At 65.1% G+C, this 15,242-nt stretch carries 11 protein-coding genes; 10 read left to right on the top strand and 1 reads right to left on the bottom strand.

Annotation, left to right across the window (positions count from 1 at the left end; genetic code table 11):
- The first annotated feature begins 167 nt into the window (after positions 1 to 167).
- From RS899_RS16990 to RS899_RS16980, 3 genes are all read left to right on the top strand, one after another.
- A complete protein-coding gene (locus tag RS899_RS16990) occupies positions 168 to 2,201 on the top strand; it encodes an NADPH-dependent 2,4-dienoyl-CoA reductase (RefSeq protein ID WP_054909180.1) in 2,034 nt (677 codons plus the stop codon).
- Between the two features lie 287 nt (positions 2,202 to 2,488).
- On the top strand, positions 2,489 to 3,949 hold the full coding sequence (locus tag RS899_RS16985; RefSeq protein WP_315807649.1) for a chromosome partitioning protein ParA: 1,461 nt from the start codon (positions 2,489 to 2,491) through the stop codon (positions 3,947 to 3,949).
- Between the two features lie 10 nt (positions 3,950 to 3,959).
- The gene (locus RS899_RS16980; protein ID WP_315807648.1) at positions 3,960 to 4,904 is read left to right on the top strand and encodes a 1-aminocyclopropane-1-carboxylate deaminase/D-cysteine desulfhydrase; all 945 of its coding nucleotides are present in this window, start codon (positions 3,960 to 3,962) and stop codon (positions 4,902 to 4,904) included.
- On the opposite strand, the gene RS899_RS16975 is transcribed toward RS899_RS16980, so the two are convergent.
- Positions 4,892 to 5,830: a DUF1853 family protein gene (locus tag RS899_RS16975; RefSeq protein ID WP_315807647.1), complete on the bottom strand. Its 939-nt coding sequence runs from the start codon at positions 5,828 to 5,830 to the stop codon at positions 4,892 to 4,894. The two genes, RS899_RS16980 and RS899_RS16975, sit on opposite strands and share 13 nt — an antisense overlap.
- Positions 5,831 to 5,932: 102 nt before the next feature.
- Here RS899_RS16975 and RS899_RS16970 point away from each other — a divergent pair, with 102 nt between their 5' ends.
- The 7 genes from RS899_RS16970 (at position 5,933) to RS899_RS16940 (ending at position 15,210) form a co-directional block, all read left to right on the top strand.
- Positions 5,933 to 6,820, top strand: coding sequence for an NAD(+) kinase (locus RS899_RS16970; RefSeq protein ID WP_017519352.1), 888 nt, complete (start codon positions 5,933 to 5,935; stop codon positions 6,818 to 6,820).
- Positions 6,820 to 7,800, top strand: a complete 981-nt coding sequence (locus RS899_RS16965) for a metallophosphoesterase (protein WP_054909183.1) — start codon at positions 6,820 to 6,822, stop codon at positions 7,798 to 7,800. The genes RS899_RS16970 and RS899_RS16965 overlap by 1 nt, the downstream gene beginning before the upstream one ends.
- A gap of 14 nt (positions 7,801 to 7,814) precedes the next feature.
- The gene (locus RS899_RS16960) at positions 7,815 to 8,663 is read left to right on the top strand and encodes a rhomboid family intramembrane serine protease (RefSeq protein WP_409978087.1); all 849 of its coding nucleotides are present in this window, start codon (positions 7,815 to 7,817) and stop codon (positions 8,661 to 8,663) included.
- A gap of 184 nt (positions 8,664 to 8,847) precedes the next feature.
- On the top strand, positions 8,848 to 9,108 hold the full coding sequence (locus RS899_RS16955) for a YeaC family protein (RefSeq protein ID WP_024765109.1): 261 nt from the start codon (positions 8,848 to 8,850) through the stop codon (positions 9,106 to 9,108).
- Positions 9,108 to 9,935, top strand: a complete 828-nt coding sequence (locus RS899_RS16950; protein ID WP_315807646.1) for a DUF2797 domain-containing protein — start codon at positions 9,108 to 9,110, stop codon at positions 9,933 to 9,935. The genes RS899_RS16955 and RS899_RS16950 overlap by 1 nt, the downstream gene beginning before the upstream one ends.
- 149 nt (positions 9,936 to 10,084) lie before the next feature.
- Positions 10,085 to 12,757: an aminopeptidase N gene (gene pepN, locus RS899_RS16945; RefSeq protein WP_315807645.1), complete on the top strand. Its 2,673-nt coding sequence runs from the start codon at positions 10,085 to 10,087 to the stop codon at positions 12,755 to 12,757.
- A gap of 485 nt (positions 12,758 to 13,242) precedes the next feature.
- Complete coding sequence (locus RS899_RS16940; RefSeq protein WP_054909187.1) at positions 13,243 to 15,210, top strand: DUF1302 domain-containing protein; 1,968 nt, start codon at positions 13,243 to 13,245, stop codon at positions 15,208 to 15,210.
- The last annotated feature ends 32 nt before the right edge of the window (positions 15,211 to 15,242 follow it).

Here is a 15,242-nt window from a genome sequence, read left to right as displayed (position 1 = left end):
GCCGGGTATTGCCAAGACGGCGTGTCATCTTTGGTCAGTAACTTGTCATTTTCGATCATTGAGCGGCGGGTGCGCGCTGCCTAAAGTCTGCCCCATACCGACCGCGCCCCATGCCTCGCCGTTCCGCAGGCTGAGGGCGCGGCATCATCGTGAATGCCGGAGGAACCATGACCGCCACTTATCCGCACCTGCTCGCGCCGCTGGACCTGGGTTTCACTACCCTGCGCAACCGCACCCTGATGGGCTCCATGCACACCGGCCTGGAAGAGAAGCCCCAGGGCTTCGAGCGCATGGCGGCCTACTTCGCCGAGCGCGCCCGCGGCGGCGTCGGCCTGATGGTCACCGGCGGCATCGGCCCGAACGAAGAAGGTGGCGTCTATTCCGGTGCAGCCAAGCTGAGCACGCCGGAAGAAGCCGAGAAGCACAAGATCGTCACCCAGGCCGTGCACGAGGCGGGCGGCAAGATCTGCATGCAGATCCTCCACGCCGGCCGCTACGCCTACAGCCCCAAGTCCGTCGCGCCCAGTGCCATCCAGGCGCCGATCAACCCGTTCAAGCCGCGCGAGCTGGATGAAGAGGGCATCGAGAAGCAGATTGCCGACTTCGTCAATTGCTCGAGCCTGGCCCAGGTGGCCGGCTATGACGGCGTTGAGATCATGGGTTCGGAAGGCTACTTCATCAATCAGTTCCTCGCCGCCCACACCAACCACCGCACCGACCGTTGGGGTGGCAGCTACGAGAACCGCATGCGCCTGCCGGTGGAAATCGTCCGCCGCGTGCGTGAGGCCGTCGGCCCGAACTTCATCATCATCTATCGCCTGTCGATGCTCGACCTGGTGGAAGGCGGCAGCACCTGGGACGAGATCGTCCTGCTGGCCAAGGCCATCGAGAAGGCCGGCGCGACCATCATCAACACCGGCATCGGCTGGCACGAAGCGCGTATCCCGACCATCGCCACCAAGGTGCCGCGCGCGGCTTTCACCAAGGTCACCGCCAAGCTGCGCGGCGAGATCGGCATCCCGCTGGTCACCACCAACCGCATCAACACCCCGGAAGTCGCCGAGCAGGTACTGGCCGAAGGCGATGCCGACATGGTCTCCATGGCCCGTCCGTTCCTCGCTGATCCGGACTTCGTCAACAAGGCCGCCGAAGGCCGTGCCGACGAGATCAACACCTGCATCGGCTGCAACCAGGCATGCCTGGACCACACCTTCGGCGGCAAGCTGACCAGCTGCCTGGTCAACCCGCGTGCCTGCCACGAGACCGAGCTGAACTACATCCCGACCACCCACGTGAAGAAGATCGCCGTGGTCGGCGCCGGCCCGGCGGGCCTGTCCGCCGCTACCGTGGCGGCCGAGCGTGGCCATGAAGTGACCCTGTTCGACGCCGCCGGCGAGATCGGTGGCCAGTTCAACGTCGCCAAGCGCGTACCGGGCAAGGAAGAGTTCTACGAGACCCTGCGCTACTTCAAGCGCAAGGTGGAAACCACCGGCGTCGACCTGCGCCTGAATACCCGCGTCAGTGTCGATGACCTGGTCAAGGGCGGCTTCGACGAGATCATCCTGGCCACCGGCATCGTACCGCGCACCCCGGCGATTCCGGGCATCGAGAATGCCAAGGTGATCAGCTACCTGGATGCCATCCTCGAACGCAAGCCGGTGGGCAGGACTGCCGCGGTGATCGGCGCCGGCGGCATCGGCTTCGACGTCTCCGAATACATCACCCATGCCGGCGAATCCACCAGCCTGGACCGCCACGCTTTCTGGCAGGAATGGGGTATCGACGAGAAGCTGGAAGCCCGTGGCGGCATCGCCGGTATCCAGGCGCACCCGCATGCGGCGGCGCGCCAGGTGTTCCTGCTGCAGCGCAAGAAGTCCAAGGTCGGTGACGGCCTGGGCAAGACCACCGGCTGGATCCACCGCACCGGGCTGAAGAACAAGCAGGTGCAGATGCTCAACAGCGTCGAGTACCTCAAGGTCGACAACGACGGCCTGCACATCAGCATCGCCGGCGGCGAACCGCAGGTGCTGCCGGTGGACACCGTGGTCGTCTGCGCCGGCCAGGACCCGCTGCGCGAGCTGCATGACGGCCTGGTCGCTGCCGGCCAGAGCGTGCACCTGATCGGCGGCGCCGACGTGGCTGCCGAGCTGGACGCCAAGCGCGCCATCAACCAGGGCTCGCGCCTCGCTGCCGAGATCTGAAGCGCCTGAGACCTGAGTCGGTTGAGATTCAGGTCTCAAAACCGGGCCCGGAAAAGTTCCCTTCCGGGCCCGGATATCCTCTCGAAAATCCAACCGCGTCACAGAATTATCCAACCGGTTAACCGCCCGGCCAGACCGCCGGGTCGGGTGCCAACCGAGTCACATTGCCTGCGACATTAATTCCCCTAGACTTGCTCGGATGTCGGGATTTTCCCGCTGTCTGGGTGCTGCATTTCTGACAGACCCTTTTTCCAGACTTCCTCCCGCACGAGCCCAGAGGTCAATCGATGAGCATGCAGAAGAAGCCTCAAATGGTGGAAGCCGTGGTCTTCTTCAATGACCGTGGCGTCTGCAGGGAAATGCTCTACCCCGAATTCGAGGCGCTGCTCGACAACGTCGTGCAGATGCCGGAGTACGCCGATCAGCAGATGCAGCTCGCCTATGTGCTGATCAACCCGCGCCTGCTGGTCAAGGCGGTGGTGTTCTTCTATCTGGACTTCGACGAGAAGGGCGAGGCCGACCGCGGCTGGAACCTGCCGCTGCGCAATCTCGCCGACCGCGCAGGCCGCGGCCCCGACATGGGGGCCGGTCCCATTCGCCTGGCCTGCCGCAGCCAGTGCCCGGTGTCCTGGCATCAGATGCATCTGTGGGACCCGAACCTGGACGCCAGCCAGAATCATCTGGTGCAACTGCGGGAATCGATCAAGCGCAACAACCTTGGCGTGCTGGTGGAAGAAGAACCCGCCGCCGTAGAGCTGGCGCGCCTGCAAATGGCCGACGAGCACCAGTGGTATGCGCCCGCCGAAGAGTCCCGCGAGGAGGCCGAGAAGCTGGCCCGCGCGATGCTCGAGGAGCACCAGCAGAAGACTGCTGAGCTGCTCGGCCAGCATGAGGCCCGCCTGTCCCAGGTCAGCCAGCAGCACGAGCAGGAGCTCAGCCGCCTGAAGCTCGGTGCGCAGGAGCAGGTCAAGGTGTTGCAGGCCGAACTCGCCGCGCTGCGCGAAGGCCTCAAGCGCGAGGAAGAGATTAACGCCGGCCTGCGCCGCGAGCTGGATGGCCAGGCCAATGGTTTCCAGCGCGGCCGCGAGGAACTGACCGCGCAACTGCGCCATATCGAGCAGAGCGGCCGCGACGAGCTGGAGCAACTGCGCCAGCAGATCGAGGAGGAGTCCCGCACCCGCATGGCCAGCCTGGAGGCTCGCTACAAGGAGCAGATTTCCGTCCGCGATGTCGAGCTGGGCTACCGCAACGAGCTGGACCAGCAGCTGCAGCAGGAGAATCAGCAACTGCGCCACGAAGCCGAGCAGCTGCGCGAGGAAACCGCCCAGTTGCGCCAGGTTGCCACGCAGCTGCAGCAGGGCGCCGAAGGCCTGCGTCAGGAGCTCGACGCACTGTCGGCCAAGGCGGTAGACGGCTCGGTGCTGGAGCGTCTGGCCGGCTTGGGGGTGATCTTCGTGGTGTACCATCCGGGCGCCGGTCATCTGACCCTGTCGCTGCAGGATGTCGCCCGTTACCAGGAAAACCCCATGGCTTACGCCGCTGCCAAGTGCTTCGTCGCTGAAGACCAGTACCGCAGCTGGCTTGCCCATTACCAGCAACCCGCCTGTGAAGGACGGCTGTCCAACGGCGAGCGCTGCGCCATGCCCATCGACCGCGTGGAAACCCCCGGCCGTTTTGTCGAAGGCGACAGCAACTGCTGCTCCCGGCACAAGACCGCGGGCCGTCTGCGCAGCGTCACCACCGGCTGACCGGGGCGCCTTGCTGTTTCCCGACTGGCGCCCGGAAGCACCGCTGCAACGCATTCACCTGGAATGGCTGGATCGCGCTGGCGTCGAGCTGGCGTTGTTGCGCCTGGATCTGGTGGATTCGCTGGTCTCCGGCAACAAGTGGTTCAAGCTCGCGCCTTACCTCCAGCAGGCCGCCGATCTCGGCCTGAACGGTGTGATAACCCTGGGCGGCGCCCATTCCAATCACCTCCACGCGGTCGCGGCGGCCGGTGCACGATTTGGTTTCCAAACCGTGGGATTGCTGCGCGGCGAAGAGCAGGACAACCCGACGGTGGCCGACCTGCGCCGGCTCGGCATGCAGCTCCACTGGCTCGGCTACGGCGGTTATCGCCGGCGCCACGAAGCCGATTTCTGGACGCCCTGGCGCGAGCGCTACCCCCAGTTGCTCGCGGTAGGCGAGGGCGGCGGCGGGCTCGCCGGCGCACAGGGCTGCTCACCCCTGGTCGGGGTGATTCGCCAGCAGCTCGGCGACCTGGGCTGGAAGGACTATCAGCAGCTCTGGGTTGCCTGCGGTACCGGCACGACCCTGGCCGGCCTTGTGCTCGGCGAGCAGGGCGAGCATTGCGTTGTCGGTGCCCTGGCGGTGCCGCCGGGGCATGGCGTCGAAACGCAGGTGCCTGAGTTGCTGAGAGCGGGCGGTGTGCCCGATGCCGGCTACCGTCTGATCGACGCCAGCCGTGGTGGCTTTGCGCGGGTCGACGCGACGCTGGCGCGCTTCATTCTGGCGACCGAGGCGGAGTGCGGCGTACCGCTGGAGCCGCTGTATACCGGCAAGCTGCTGCTGGCGCTGCACGATGAGATTGCAGCGGGGCGCATTGACCGTGGTGCTCGTATCGTCGCCGTCCACAGTGGTGGCTTGCAGGGGCGCCGAGCGCTGGACGATAAGCTGACGGCGCTGGCCACTCAGCGCGAATAACCGCTGTGCACCCGCGGCCAGCGGTCACCCACCAGGAACAGGCGCTCCTGCTCCCGCCAGCGCCCTTCGCGGAACTCCAAGCGCACCAGCATTTGCGGGAAGCCGTCTTCCGGTAACTCCTCCAGCCAGGCGGCGAAGCGCTCGGCGCTCCAGCATTCGTCCTCGGCGGCCGGGGAGAGCCAGCCCTTGCGCGACAACGCCTGCCAACCCTGCGGATGCTGTGCCTGGTAGGCCGGCCAGGCGCGTCGGTGCAGCCAGCGACCACGCTGGTGGTTGTCACTGGCGCCGGTGGGCGGCGGGCAGGGCGTGGGCCAGGAGTAGAACAGATAGCCGCCCAGCCAGAGGCCGGGGGATGGCGTGGCGTCGCTGTGCTCGCGGACCACGGCCAGCCCTTGCGCGGTGGCCGAGAGCGGCAATTGGTGTTGGTAGAAGTGCTCGATCTTGCGCAGCAGATGGTCCTCGGCCCCCGGCCCGAGCCAGGAGTCGGGGCCGTCGTCGCTGGGGCCGAGGTAGAGCTTGATGGCCAGCTCCAGGTGATGCAGCCCGGCGTCGTCTTCCACCAGCAGGTCGAGCTCGCCCAGGGTCTGGCCGTTGTCGCGCACCGGCAGGTTGGCGGCGAGCAGGCGCAGATCCGGTGCGCGCTCCAGGGCGAACTGCCAGAGGCGTTCGTAGTAGCGTCCCAGGCGCTGGTGCGGCGCGGCTTCGAGCTGGGCCAGCAGCTCGCCCGGCGAGTGTTCCTGGCTGCGCAGCCAGTCGGCCAGCAGCCGAGGCTGCGAGTGCCAGCGACTGGCGCTGAGCGGATGGCGCAGGGCGGGGCTGCCAGGTTGCAGCAGGGGCGGGGAGAGCAGCGTCCAGGCGAGGTCGCGGACCTGCGGCTGGCGCAGGTCGATCAGCAGCTCGTCGAGCAGGGCGGTGAAGTCGGTCATGCCCCAAGCCTAGCCGTTATGCCCGCGCTGCGGTTTGCCGCTGCCTGAGCCTTTCGCCCATAATTCCGACATTCGAGTACCCGCAACGCCGTCCGGAGTCCCATGGAACCCTTTCGCAATATCGGCATCATCGGCCGCCTGGGCAGCACCCAGGTCCTGGAAACCATCCGTCGGCTGAAGAAGTTCCTCACCGAGCGACACCTGCATGTGATCCTCGAGGACACCATCGCCGAGGTCCTGCCGGGCCACGGCCTGCAGACCTGCTCGCGGAAGATCATGGGCGAGATCTGCGACCTGGTGATAGTGGTCGGCGGCGACGGCAGCATGCTCGGCGCTGCGCGCGCCCTGGCACGGCACAAGGTGCCGGTGCTGGGAATCAACCGCGGGAGCCTGGGCTTCCTCACGGATATCCGCCCCGACGAGCTGGAGACCAAGGTCGCCGAAGTGCTCGGCGGCCAGTACATAGTCGAGAGCCGCTTCCTGCTCGATGCGCTGGTGCGCCGGCATGGCGAGTCCATCGGCCAGGGCGACGCGCTGAACGACGTGGTGCTGCACCCCGGCAAGTCCACGCGGATGATCGAATTCGAGCTGTACATCGATGGCCAGTTCGTCTGCAGCCAGAAGGCCGACGGCCTGATCGTCGCCACGCCGACCGGCTCCACTGCTTACGCGCTGTCCGCCGGTGGGCCGATCATGCATCCCAAGCTGGATGCCATCGTGGTCGTGCCGATGTACCCGCACATGCTGTCGAGTCGGCCCATCGTGGTCGACGGCAACAGCGAGCTGAAGATCGTCGTCTCGCCGAACATGCAGATCTACCCGCAGGTTTCCTGTGACGGGCAGAACCACTTCACCTGTGCACCGGGCGACACCGTCACGGTGAGCAAGAAGCCGCAGAAGCTGCGCCTGATCCATCCCATCGACCACAACTACTACGAGGTCTGCCGGACCAAGCTGGGTTGGGGCAGCCGCCTGGGGAGCAGCGAGTGATGGAACTCGACCCTGCACGCGGCTATGACCTGATCGGCGATATCCACGGCTGCGCGCACACCCTCGATCACCTGCTGGAGCGCCTCGGCTATCGCGCCCAGGGTGGCGTCTGGCGACATGCGCGGCGGCAGGCGCTGTTCCTCGGCGACATCATCGACCGTGGCCCGCGTATCCGCGAGGCGCTGCACCGGGTGCACGACATGGTCGCCGCCGGCGAGGCGCTGTGCATCATGGGCAACCACGAATTCAATGCTCTCGGCTGGTCGACTCCCGCTGCGCCCGGTAGCGGCCGGCAGTACGTGCGCGAACACACGCCACGCCATGCCCGGCTGATCAAGGAGACCCTGGAGCAGTTCGAAGGCCACCCGGCGGACTGGCGTGACTTCCTCGGCTGGTTCCAGGAGATGCCGCTGTTCCTCGATGCCGGGCGCTTCCGTATGGTCCACGCCTGCTGGGATCACGATGTGATCGATACGCTGCGCCAGCAATTCTCCAGCGGGCGCATCGACGAGGCCTTCCTCAAGGCCAGCGCCGAGCCCGGCAGCTTCGCCCAGCAAGCCTGTGACCGCCTGCTGCGCGGCACCGACATGCGCCTGCCTAACGGCATGACCCTGACCGGCAGCGACGGCTTCACCCGCTCGGCCTTCCGTACCAAGTTCTGGGAAGAGGACCGTGCGCCGGAGACCTACGGCGACATCGTGTTCCAGCCCGACGCGCTGCCCGACGAAGTGGCCAGCGAACGCCTCAGCGAGGAGCAGAAGTCGCGCCTGCTGACCTACGGTGCCGACGAGCCGCTGTTGTTCGTCGGCCACTACTGGCGGCGCGGCACGCCGGCGCCGATCCGCCCGAACCTCGCCTGCCTGGACTACAGCGCGGTGATGTACGGCAAGCTCGCGGCCTACCGGCTGGACGAGGAAACGCGGCTGGACCGCAATAAGTTCGTGTGGGTGGACGTCAAGCGTCCGGAGGGCGATGAGTGAGTGCCATTGAAGCGATGCGGTTGCCGGCGGCAGTCGACCTGGGGGAGTTCGTTGGCTTGCTGCGCCGACTGAACGTGCCGTTCCGGGTCAGCGAGGAGGCCGGCGAACAGGTGCTCTGGGTGCCCAATTCGCAGCTGGCCGAGCAGGTTCGCAGCCTCTACCAGCGCTACCCGCAGGGCGACCCGGAGTTCACCGTGCAGGCCGAACCCCAGCGCCGCGGGCCGGGGTTCGTGCAGCAACTGAAGATGAGCCGGATGACGGCGGCGGTGTTGCTGGTGACCTTCGTGGTTGCGGCTGTCACCCTGCTGGGTACCTCGCCGGAGACGCTGCGCTGGTTCACCTTCCAGAACTTCCAGCTGGTCGGCGAGGATCGCGCGCTGTTCTATCCGCTGTCCGACTCGCTGGCGCAGGGGCAATGGTGGCGCCTGTTCACGCCCATGCTGATCCACTTCGGCTGGCTGCACCTGGCGATGAACGCCATGTGGTACTGGGAGCTGGGGCGGCGCATCGAGTACCGCCAGGGGCCGTGGCTGTTGCTGGGGCTGAGCCTGGGCTTTGGCCTGATCTCCAACGTCGTGCAGTACGGCGTCAGTGGGCCGAGCCTGTTCGGCGGGCTGTCCGGCGTGCTCTACGGGTTGCTGGGGCACTGCTGGATCTTCCAGCGCATGGCGCCGACGCCGGCCTACAACCTGCCCAAGGGCGTGGTGGCGATGATGCTGATCTGGCTGCTGGTGTGCCTCTCGGGCGTGATCGACCTGCTCGGCTTCGGCTCCATCGCCAATGGGGCGCATGTGGGCGGGTTGGTGGCGGGTTGCCTGAGCGGCTTGATCGGTGGACTGCTGGCGCGTCGTCGCGTGGCCTGACCCTGAACCTGTAGGAGCGAGCTTGCTCGCGAACTGCTTAGCTCCGCAGCATCCCGTGGGGCCCGTTCGCGAGCAAGCTCGCTCCTACACAAGAGCAATCACTTACCGCCTGACCTCTGTTCGTGCGCCCGGGCGCTCGGCCCGGTAGAATGCCCGCTTCGTTTTCCCCTGCAGGAGCCGGCCCATGTCGTCCTTCGCCGAAATGATCCAGAACATCACCCCCGAAATCTACGAGAGCCTCAAGCTGGCCGTGGAAATTGGCAAGTGGCCGGACGGCCGCAAACTGTCCCAGGAGCAGAAAGAGCTGTCGCTGCAGGCCATGATCGCCTGGGAGATGGACAACCTGCCCGAGGACCAGCGCACCGGCTACATGGGCCCGCAGGAATGCGCCTCCCACGCTGAGCCGATCCCGAACATGATCTTCTCCTCCAACTCCCTGCACTGATGCAAGAGATTGGACGCGGCGCCCTGGACAAGATGTCGGCGCGCCTGGAAAGCCCCGTGCAGTATGCCTTCCGCCTCGGCGAGGCGCAGGTCCCGGTCAACCCGCTGATCGGCAAGACGGTGCGCCTGGAGTACCTGGGCGAAATCTTCTGCAGCCATTGCGGCCGCAAGACCAAGAAGAGCTTCGCACAGGGCTACTGCTACCCGTGCTTCACCAAGCTGGCGCAATGCGACAGCTGCATCATGAGCCCGGAGAAGTGCCACTTCGAGGACGGTTCCTGCCGTGATCCGGAGTGGGGCGAGCGTTTCTGCATGACCGACCACGTGGTCTACCTAGCCAACTCCTCGGGCGTGAAGGTGGGCATCACCCGCGCCACCCAGGTGCCGACCCGCTGGATCGACCAGGGCGCGCGCCAGGCGCTGCCGATCATGCGCGTGGCGACCCGCCAGCAGTCCGGTTTCGTCGAAGACCTGCTGCGCAGCCAGGTCGCCGACCGCACCAACTGGCGCGCGCTGCTCAAGGGCGAGGCCGAGCCACTGGACCTAGTGGCGATTCGCGAGCAGGTCTTCGACGCCTGTGCCGAGGGTATCGTCGGGCTGCAGCAGCGCTTCGGCCTGCAGGCGATCCAGCCGGTGATCGACATGGAGCCCATCGAGATCCGCTATCCGGTGGAGGCCTACCTGGCCAAGATCACCAGCTTCGATCTGGACAAGACGCCGGTGGTCGAGGGTACCCTGCAGGGTATCAAGGGCCAGTACCTGATCTTCGATACCGGCGTGATCAACGTGCGCAAGTTCACCGCGTACCAGCTGGCCATTAGCGCCTGATCGACATCGTATTGAATTTCCGGCTCGTGGCACGCATCTAGGGATAGATGCGTGCGCGACTCGCCCGCTTCGCTCTAGCTCGCTAGAGTCAGTACCAGATTCCTCCGGCCGGCCCATCGCGCCGGCCGCCTGCCAAGGGGCCAAAAGCCATGCGTACCGAGCAACCGAAAGTCATCTACCTCAAGGATTATCAGGCGCCCGAGTACCTGATCGACGAGACCAACCTGACCTTCGAGCTGTACGAGGACCACACCCTGGTCCACGCCCAGCTGGTGATGCGCCGCAACCCGGATCGTGCGGCCGGCGCTCCGGGCGAAAGCCTGCCGCCCCTGGTGCTCGACGGCCAGCAGCTGGAGCTGCTGTCGGTGGCGCTGGATGACCAGGCCCTTGAGGCCGGCCAGTACCAGCTCGACGAGAACCACCTGACCCTGCAGCCGACGGCGACGACCTTCACCGTCGACAGCACCGTGCGCATCCACCCGGAAAGCAACACCGCGCTGGAAGGCCTGTACAAGTCCGGCAAGATGTTCTGCACCCAGTGCGAGGCCGAAGGCTTCCGCAAGATCACCTTCTACCTCGACCGCCCGGACGTGATGAGCAGCTTCACCACCACGCTGTCGGCCGAGCAGCACCAGTACCCGGTGCTCCTCTCCAACGGCAACCCGGTCGCCAGCGGCTCGGAAGAGGGCGGTCGCCACTGGGCGACCTGGCAGGACCCGTTCAAGAAGCCGGCCTACCTGTTCGCCCTGGTCGCCGGTGATCTCTGGTGTGTGGAAGACCAGTTCACCACCATGAGCGAGCGCGAAGTCACCCTGCGCATCTATGTCGAGCCGGAGAACATCGACAAGTGCCAGCACGCCATGGACAGCCTGAAGAACTCCATGCGCTGGGACGAGAAGGTCTACGGGCGCGAGTACGACCTGGATATCTTCATGATCGTCGCGGTCAACGACTTCAACATGGGCGCCATGGAGAACAAGGGCCTCAACATCTTCAACTCCAGCTGCGTGCTGGCCAAGGCCGAGACCGCCACTGACGCTGCGCACCAGCGGGTCGAAGGCGTGGTCGCCCACGAATACTTCCACAACTGGTCGGGCAACCGCGTGACCTGCCGCGACTGGTTCCAGCTGTCGCTCAAGGAAGGCTTCACCGTATTCCGCGACAGCGAGTTCTCCGCTGACATGAACTCGCGCACCGTCAAGCGCGTCGAGGACGTGGCCTTCCTCCGTACCAATCAGTTCGCCGAGGACGCCGGCCCGATGGCGCACCCGGTGCGCCCGGATTCCTTCATCGAGATTTCCAACTTCTACACCCTGACCGTCTACGAGAAGGGTTCGGAAGTGGTGCGCATGATCCACACCCTGCTGGGCGCCGATGGCTTCCGCAAGGGTACCGACCTGTACTTCGAGCGCCACGACGGCCAGGCCGTGACCTGCGACGATTTCGTCAAGGCCATGGAAGACGCCAACGGCGTCGACCTGACCCAGTTCAAGCGCTGGTACAGCCAGTCCGGTACTCCGCGCCTGGCGGTGGAGGAGAGCTATGACGCCGCCGCGCAGAGCTACACCCTGACCTTCCGCCAGAGCTGCCCGGCGACGCCGGGGCAGAGCGAGAAGCTGCCCTTCGTCATCCCGGTGCAGATGGGCCTGATCGACAAGCTGGGCAACGCCCTGTCGCTGCGCCTCAAGGGGGAAGAGCACGCCCATGGCAGCGACCGTGTGCTGCAGGTGACCGAGGCGGAGCAGTCCTTCACCTTCGTCGGCCTCGCCGAGAAGCCGCTGCCGTCGCTGCTGCGTGGTTTCTCCGCGCCGGTGAAGCTGAGCTTCCCCTACGACCGCGACCAACTGATGTTCCTCATGCAGTTTGATGAGGACGGCTTCAATCGCTGGGAAGCCGGCCAGCAGTTGTCCGTGCAGGTCCTGCAGGAATTGATCGGCCAGCACCAGCGTGGCGAGAAGCTGGTACTCGACCAGCGTCTGATCACCGCCTTCCGCACCTTGCTGCTGGACACCGGCCTGGACCAGGCCATGGTCGCCGAGATGCTTTCGCTGCCCAGCGAGGCCTACCTCACCGAGATCAGCGAAGTGGCTGATGTCGAGGCGATCCATGCGGCCCGTGAGTTCGCCCGCCAGCAGATCGGCGCGGCGCTGCACGAACAGCTGTGGGAGCGTTACCAGGCCAACCGCACGCAATCCCGCGAGACCGCCTACGTTGCCGAGGCCTCGCACATTGCCCGCCGCAGCCTGCAGAACATCGCGCTGTCCTACCTGATCCAGAGCGGCAAGGCCGAAGTGCTCGCCGCTTGCCAGGAGCAGTACAAGGATTGCGACAACATGACTGAGCGCCTGACCGCGCTGGCGGTGCTGGTCAACTCTTCCTTCGAGAAGGAGAAGGCCGAGGCGCTGGCGATGTTCGCCGACTACTTCAAGGATGACCCGCTGGTGATGGACCAGTGGTTCAGCGTCCAGGCCGGCTGCACCCTGCCGGGTGGGCTGGAGCGCGTGCAGGCGCTGATGGGCCATCCGGCCTTCACCCTGAAGAACCCGAACAAGATCCGCGCCCTGATCGGCGCCTTCGCCAACCAGAACGCGATCAACTTCCACCGCGCGGATGGCGCCGGCTACCGCTTCCTCGCGGACCAGATCATCACCCTCAACGCACTCAACCCGCAGATCGCCTCGCGCCTGCTCACGCCGCTGACCCGCTGGCGCAAGTACGCGCCCGAGCGCCAGGCGCTGATGAAGGCCGAGCTGGAACGCATCCTGGCGTCGGGCGAGCTGTCCAGCGATGTCTACGAAGTGGTGAGCAAGAGCGTCGCGTAATACACCCACCGCGCCCCGTTCCAGGGGCGCATGCCGCAGTCGAAAAGGTGTTACCAACTTTTGTTGGTAACACCTTTTTGTTACCTATCGAAATTAATCGATATCGTTCTTATCGCTGTGCGGTATTGGGCAGAAATGTCCGAAGTGTCTGCGTCGCGCCTTCAGGGGCGGATTGCGCCAGGGGAGGGAGCAAATGGCGCAATCGGTCCGTGAATTTGATCAGTGAATGACCAGTCACAAAAAGTAGCGAGCTGATTCTTTATTTTTTGTAAGCAGAACGGGATACAGACGTGCTCTTGGCATTGGGGTTGCACCGGCGGACCCCGCTTAGCCTTTGCCCGTCCATTGGGTCGGGAGGCGTGTCGAGCACCTTGGGGGAGTTTCCTTCAGATCGACGACAACAAGGCCGTGGAATAACGGCTGACAAGGCGTACCGCGCACTGGCGGCGCCGCTAAAGAATGATCAGTCCATGGAGTGAGTCCTAATGGAAATCCCAGTTCGCAAGCCTGTCTTGCGTTATGCGCCTGCTCGTGCCGGTTTCGCCCTGGCCGGCATCCTGCCCCTGCTGATGTCTGCCCAGGCAACGGCGGTCGAGTTCAGCTTCCTCGATAACGAAGTCACCGGCTCGCTGGACAGCACCGTGTCCTACGGCGCCCTGTGGCGCGTGCAAGGCCAGGACAAGACCAACAACGACATCAACGGCAACGACGGCAACCGCAACTTCGACACTGGCCTGGTTTCCGAGGTGTACAAGATCACTTCCGACCTGGAAGCGACCTACAAGAACTACGGCTTGTTCGTGCGTGGCTCGGCTTTCTATGACACCCAGATCATGGACAAGCGCAACGACTACTACGACAACAACCACCCGGCGCAACCGAGCCAGACCTATCCGAACAGCGATCGCTTCACCAGCGAGACCCGCGACGCCGCCGGCAACCGCGCCGAGATCCTCGATGCCTACGTCTATGGCAACTGGGACGTGGCCGATCACCCGCTGACCGCGCGCCTGGGTCGTCAGGTATTCAACTGGGGCGAAGGCATCTTCTACCGCGGTGGCGTGAACACCACCAACCCGGTGGACGCCGCCAAGTTCCGCCTGCCGGGCTCGGAGCTGAAGGAAGTGCTGATGCCGGTGGAGGCCGCGAGCTTCAACATCGGCCTGACCGACAACCTGTCGATGGACGCCTTCTACCAGTGGAACTGGAAAGAGACCCGCATCGACCCGGTCGGCACCTTCTTCTCCGAGACCGACCTGTTCGCCGATGGCGGCAACACTGCCTACACCACCGTGGGCGCGCTTTCCAACCCGCTGTTCCAGAGCCTCTACCCGCAGCTGTCCGCAGCCCATGTGGGCGGCCTGCAGGGTACTCAGTACCTGGACTCCAACGGTGTGTTCAAGGTCGCCAATGTCGGCAAGGACATCAACGCCAAGAACGATGGTCAGTTCGGTGTGGCCTTCCACTACGTGGCTGAAGAACTGAACTCCACCGAGTTCGGCTTCTACTTCGTCAACTACCACTCCAAAGAGCCGACCATCTACGCCGACCTGAACAGCGACTACGCTGGCGTGGATCTCGACCAGCTCGCCGGCGTTGGTGGCTTCACCTCCTACGACCAATTGGTGAGCGCCGCAGGCAGCGGCAATGCCATGGCCGGTCAGGTGCTGAGCCTGGTCAATGGCGCGACCTCCGTGGACGTCGCCAACCAGGTCAACGCCCGCCGTGAATATGTGGAAAACATTCGCATGTACGGCTTCAGCTTCAACACCACCGTGGGCGACGCCTCGGTGTTCGGTGAGCTGGCCTACCGCCCGAACCTGCCGATCGGCATCGCCACCACCAACGACCTGCTCGGCGACCTGCTGGTCCAGGCCCCGGCGCTGGCCAGCGGCAAGACCGTGAACATCGGCGGCGGTGATGTCTCGATTCGCGACCAGATCCACAACTACGAGCGCGTCGAGGCCTTCAACACCTCGCTGGGTACCATCTACAACTTCGGCCCGTCGCTGTCCTTCGACTCGCTGATGGGCGTGGCGGAACTGGCCTCCGAGCACCTGCGCGGCAGCGACCTGAAGTACACCGCCTACGACGGCAGCACCCGTTACTACTCCGGCCGTGGCAACGGCGCCTACATCTCCGGTTACGACCGCGACGATCAGGTGAACAAGAACGCCTACGGCTACACCCTGCTGCTATCCGGTACCTGGAACGACGTCTTCGCCGGCGTGAACATCTCGCCCTACGCCGTCTACAAGGACGACTTCGAAGGCAACTCCTACCAGACCGGCAACTTCATCGAAGGCCGCAAGGCCTACACCCTGGGCGTCAAGGCTACCTACCTGAACGCCCTGGAAGCCGAACTGCAGTACACCGAGTTCTACGGCGCCGGGCAGAACAACGCCAGCCGCGACCGCGACAACGTCGGCTTCAACGTCAAGTACTCCTTCTAACGACAAGCTCGCGTCGGCCCACTTGGGCCGGC

The organism is Pseudomonas sp. C9-3 (assembly GCF_032392015.1).
Taxonomy (GTDB): Bacteria; Pseudomonadota; Gammaproteobacteria; order Pseudomonadales; family Pseudomonadaceae; genus Pseudomonas; species Pseudomonas nitroreducens.
Note: the sequence above shows the minus strand (reverse complement) of the source record. Positions and strands in the feature narration are given on the sequence as shown.

Excerpts from the sequence above, each read along its gene's own strand:
- RS899_RS16990 (WP_054909180.1), top strand. The coding sequence starts at position 168 with ATGACCGCCACTTATCCGCACCTGCTCGCGCCGCTGGACCTGGGTTTC.
- RS899_RS16985 (WP_315807649.1), top strand. The coding sequence starts at position 2,489 with ATGAGCATGCAGAAGAAGCCTCAAATGGTGGAAGCCGTGGTCTTCTTC.
- RS899_RS16975 (WP_315807647.1), bottom strand. The coding sequence starts at position 5,830 with ATGACCGACTTCACCGCCCTGCTCGACGAGCTGCTGATCGACCTGCGC.
- RS899_RS16970 (WP_017519352.1), top strand. The coding sequence starts at position 5,933 with ATGGAACCCTTTCGCAATATCGGCATCATCGGCCGCCTGGGCAGCACC.
- RS899_RS16965 (WP_054909183.1), top strand. The coding sequence starts at position 6,820 with ATGGAACTCGACCCTGCACGCGGCTATGACCTGATCGGCGATATCCAC.
- RS899_RS16960 (WP_409978087.1), top strand. The coding sequence starts at position 7,815 with ATGCGGTTGCCGGCGGCAGTCGACCTGGGGGAGTTCGTTGGCTTGCTG.
- RS899_RS16955 (WP_024765109.1), top strand. The coding sequence starts at position 8,848 with ATGTCGTCCTTCGCCGAAATGATCCAGAACATCACCCCCGAAATCTAC.
- RS899_RS16950 (WP_315807646.1), top strand. The coding sequence starts at position 9,108 with ATGCAAGAGATTGGACGCGGCGCCCTGGACAAGATGTCGGCGCGCCTG.
- pepN (WP_315807645.1), top strand. The coding sequence starts at position 10,085 with ATGCGTACCGAGCAACCGAAAGTCATCTACCTCAAGGATTATCAGGCG.
- RS899_RS16940 (WP_054909187.1), top strand. The coding sequence starts at position 13,243 with ATGGAAATCCCAGTTCGCAAGCCTGTCTTGCGTTATGCGCCTGCTCGT.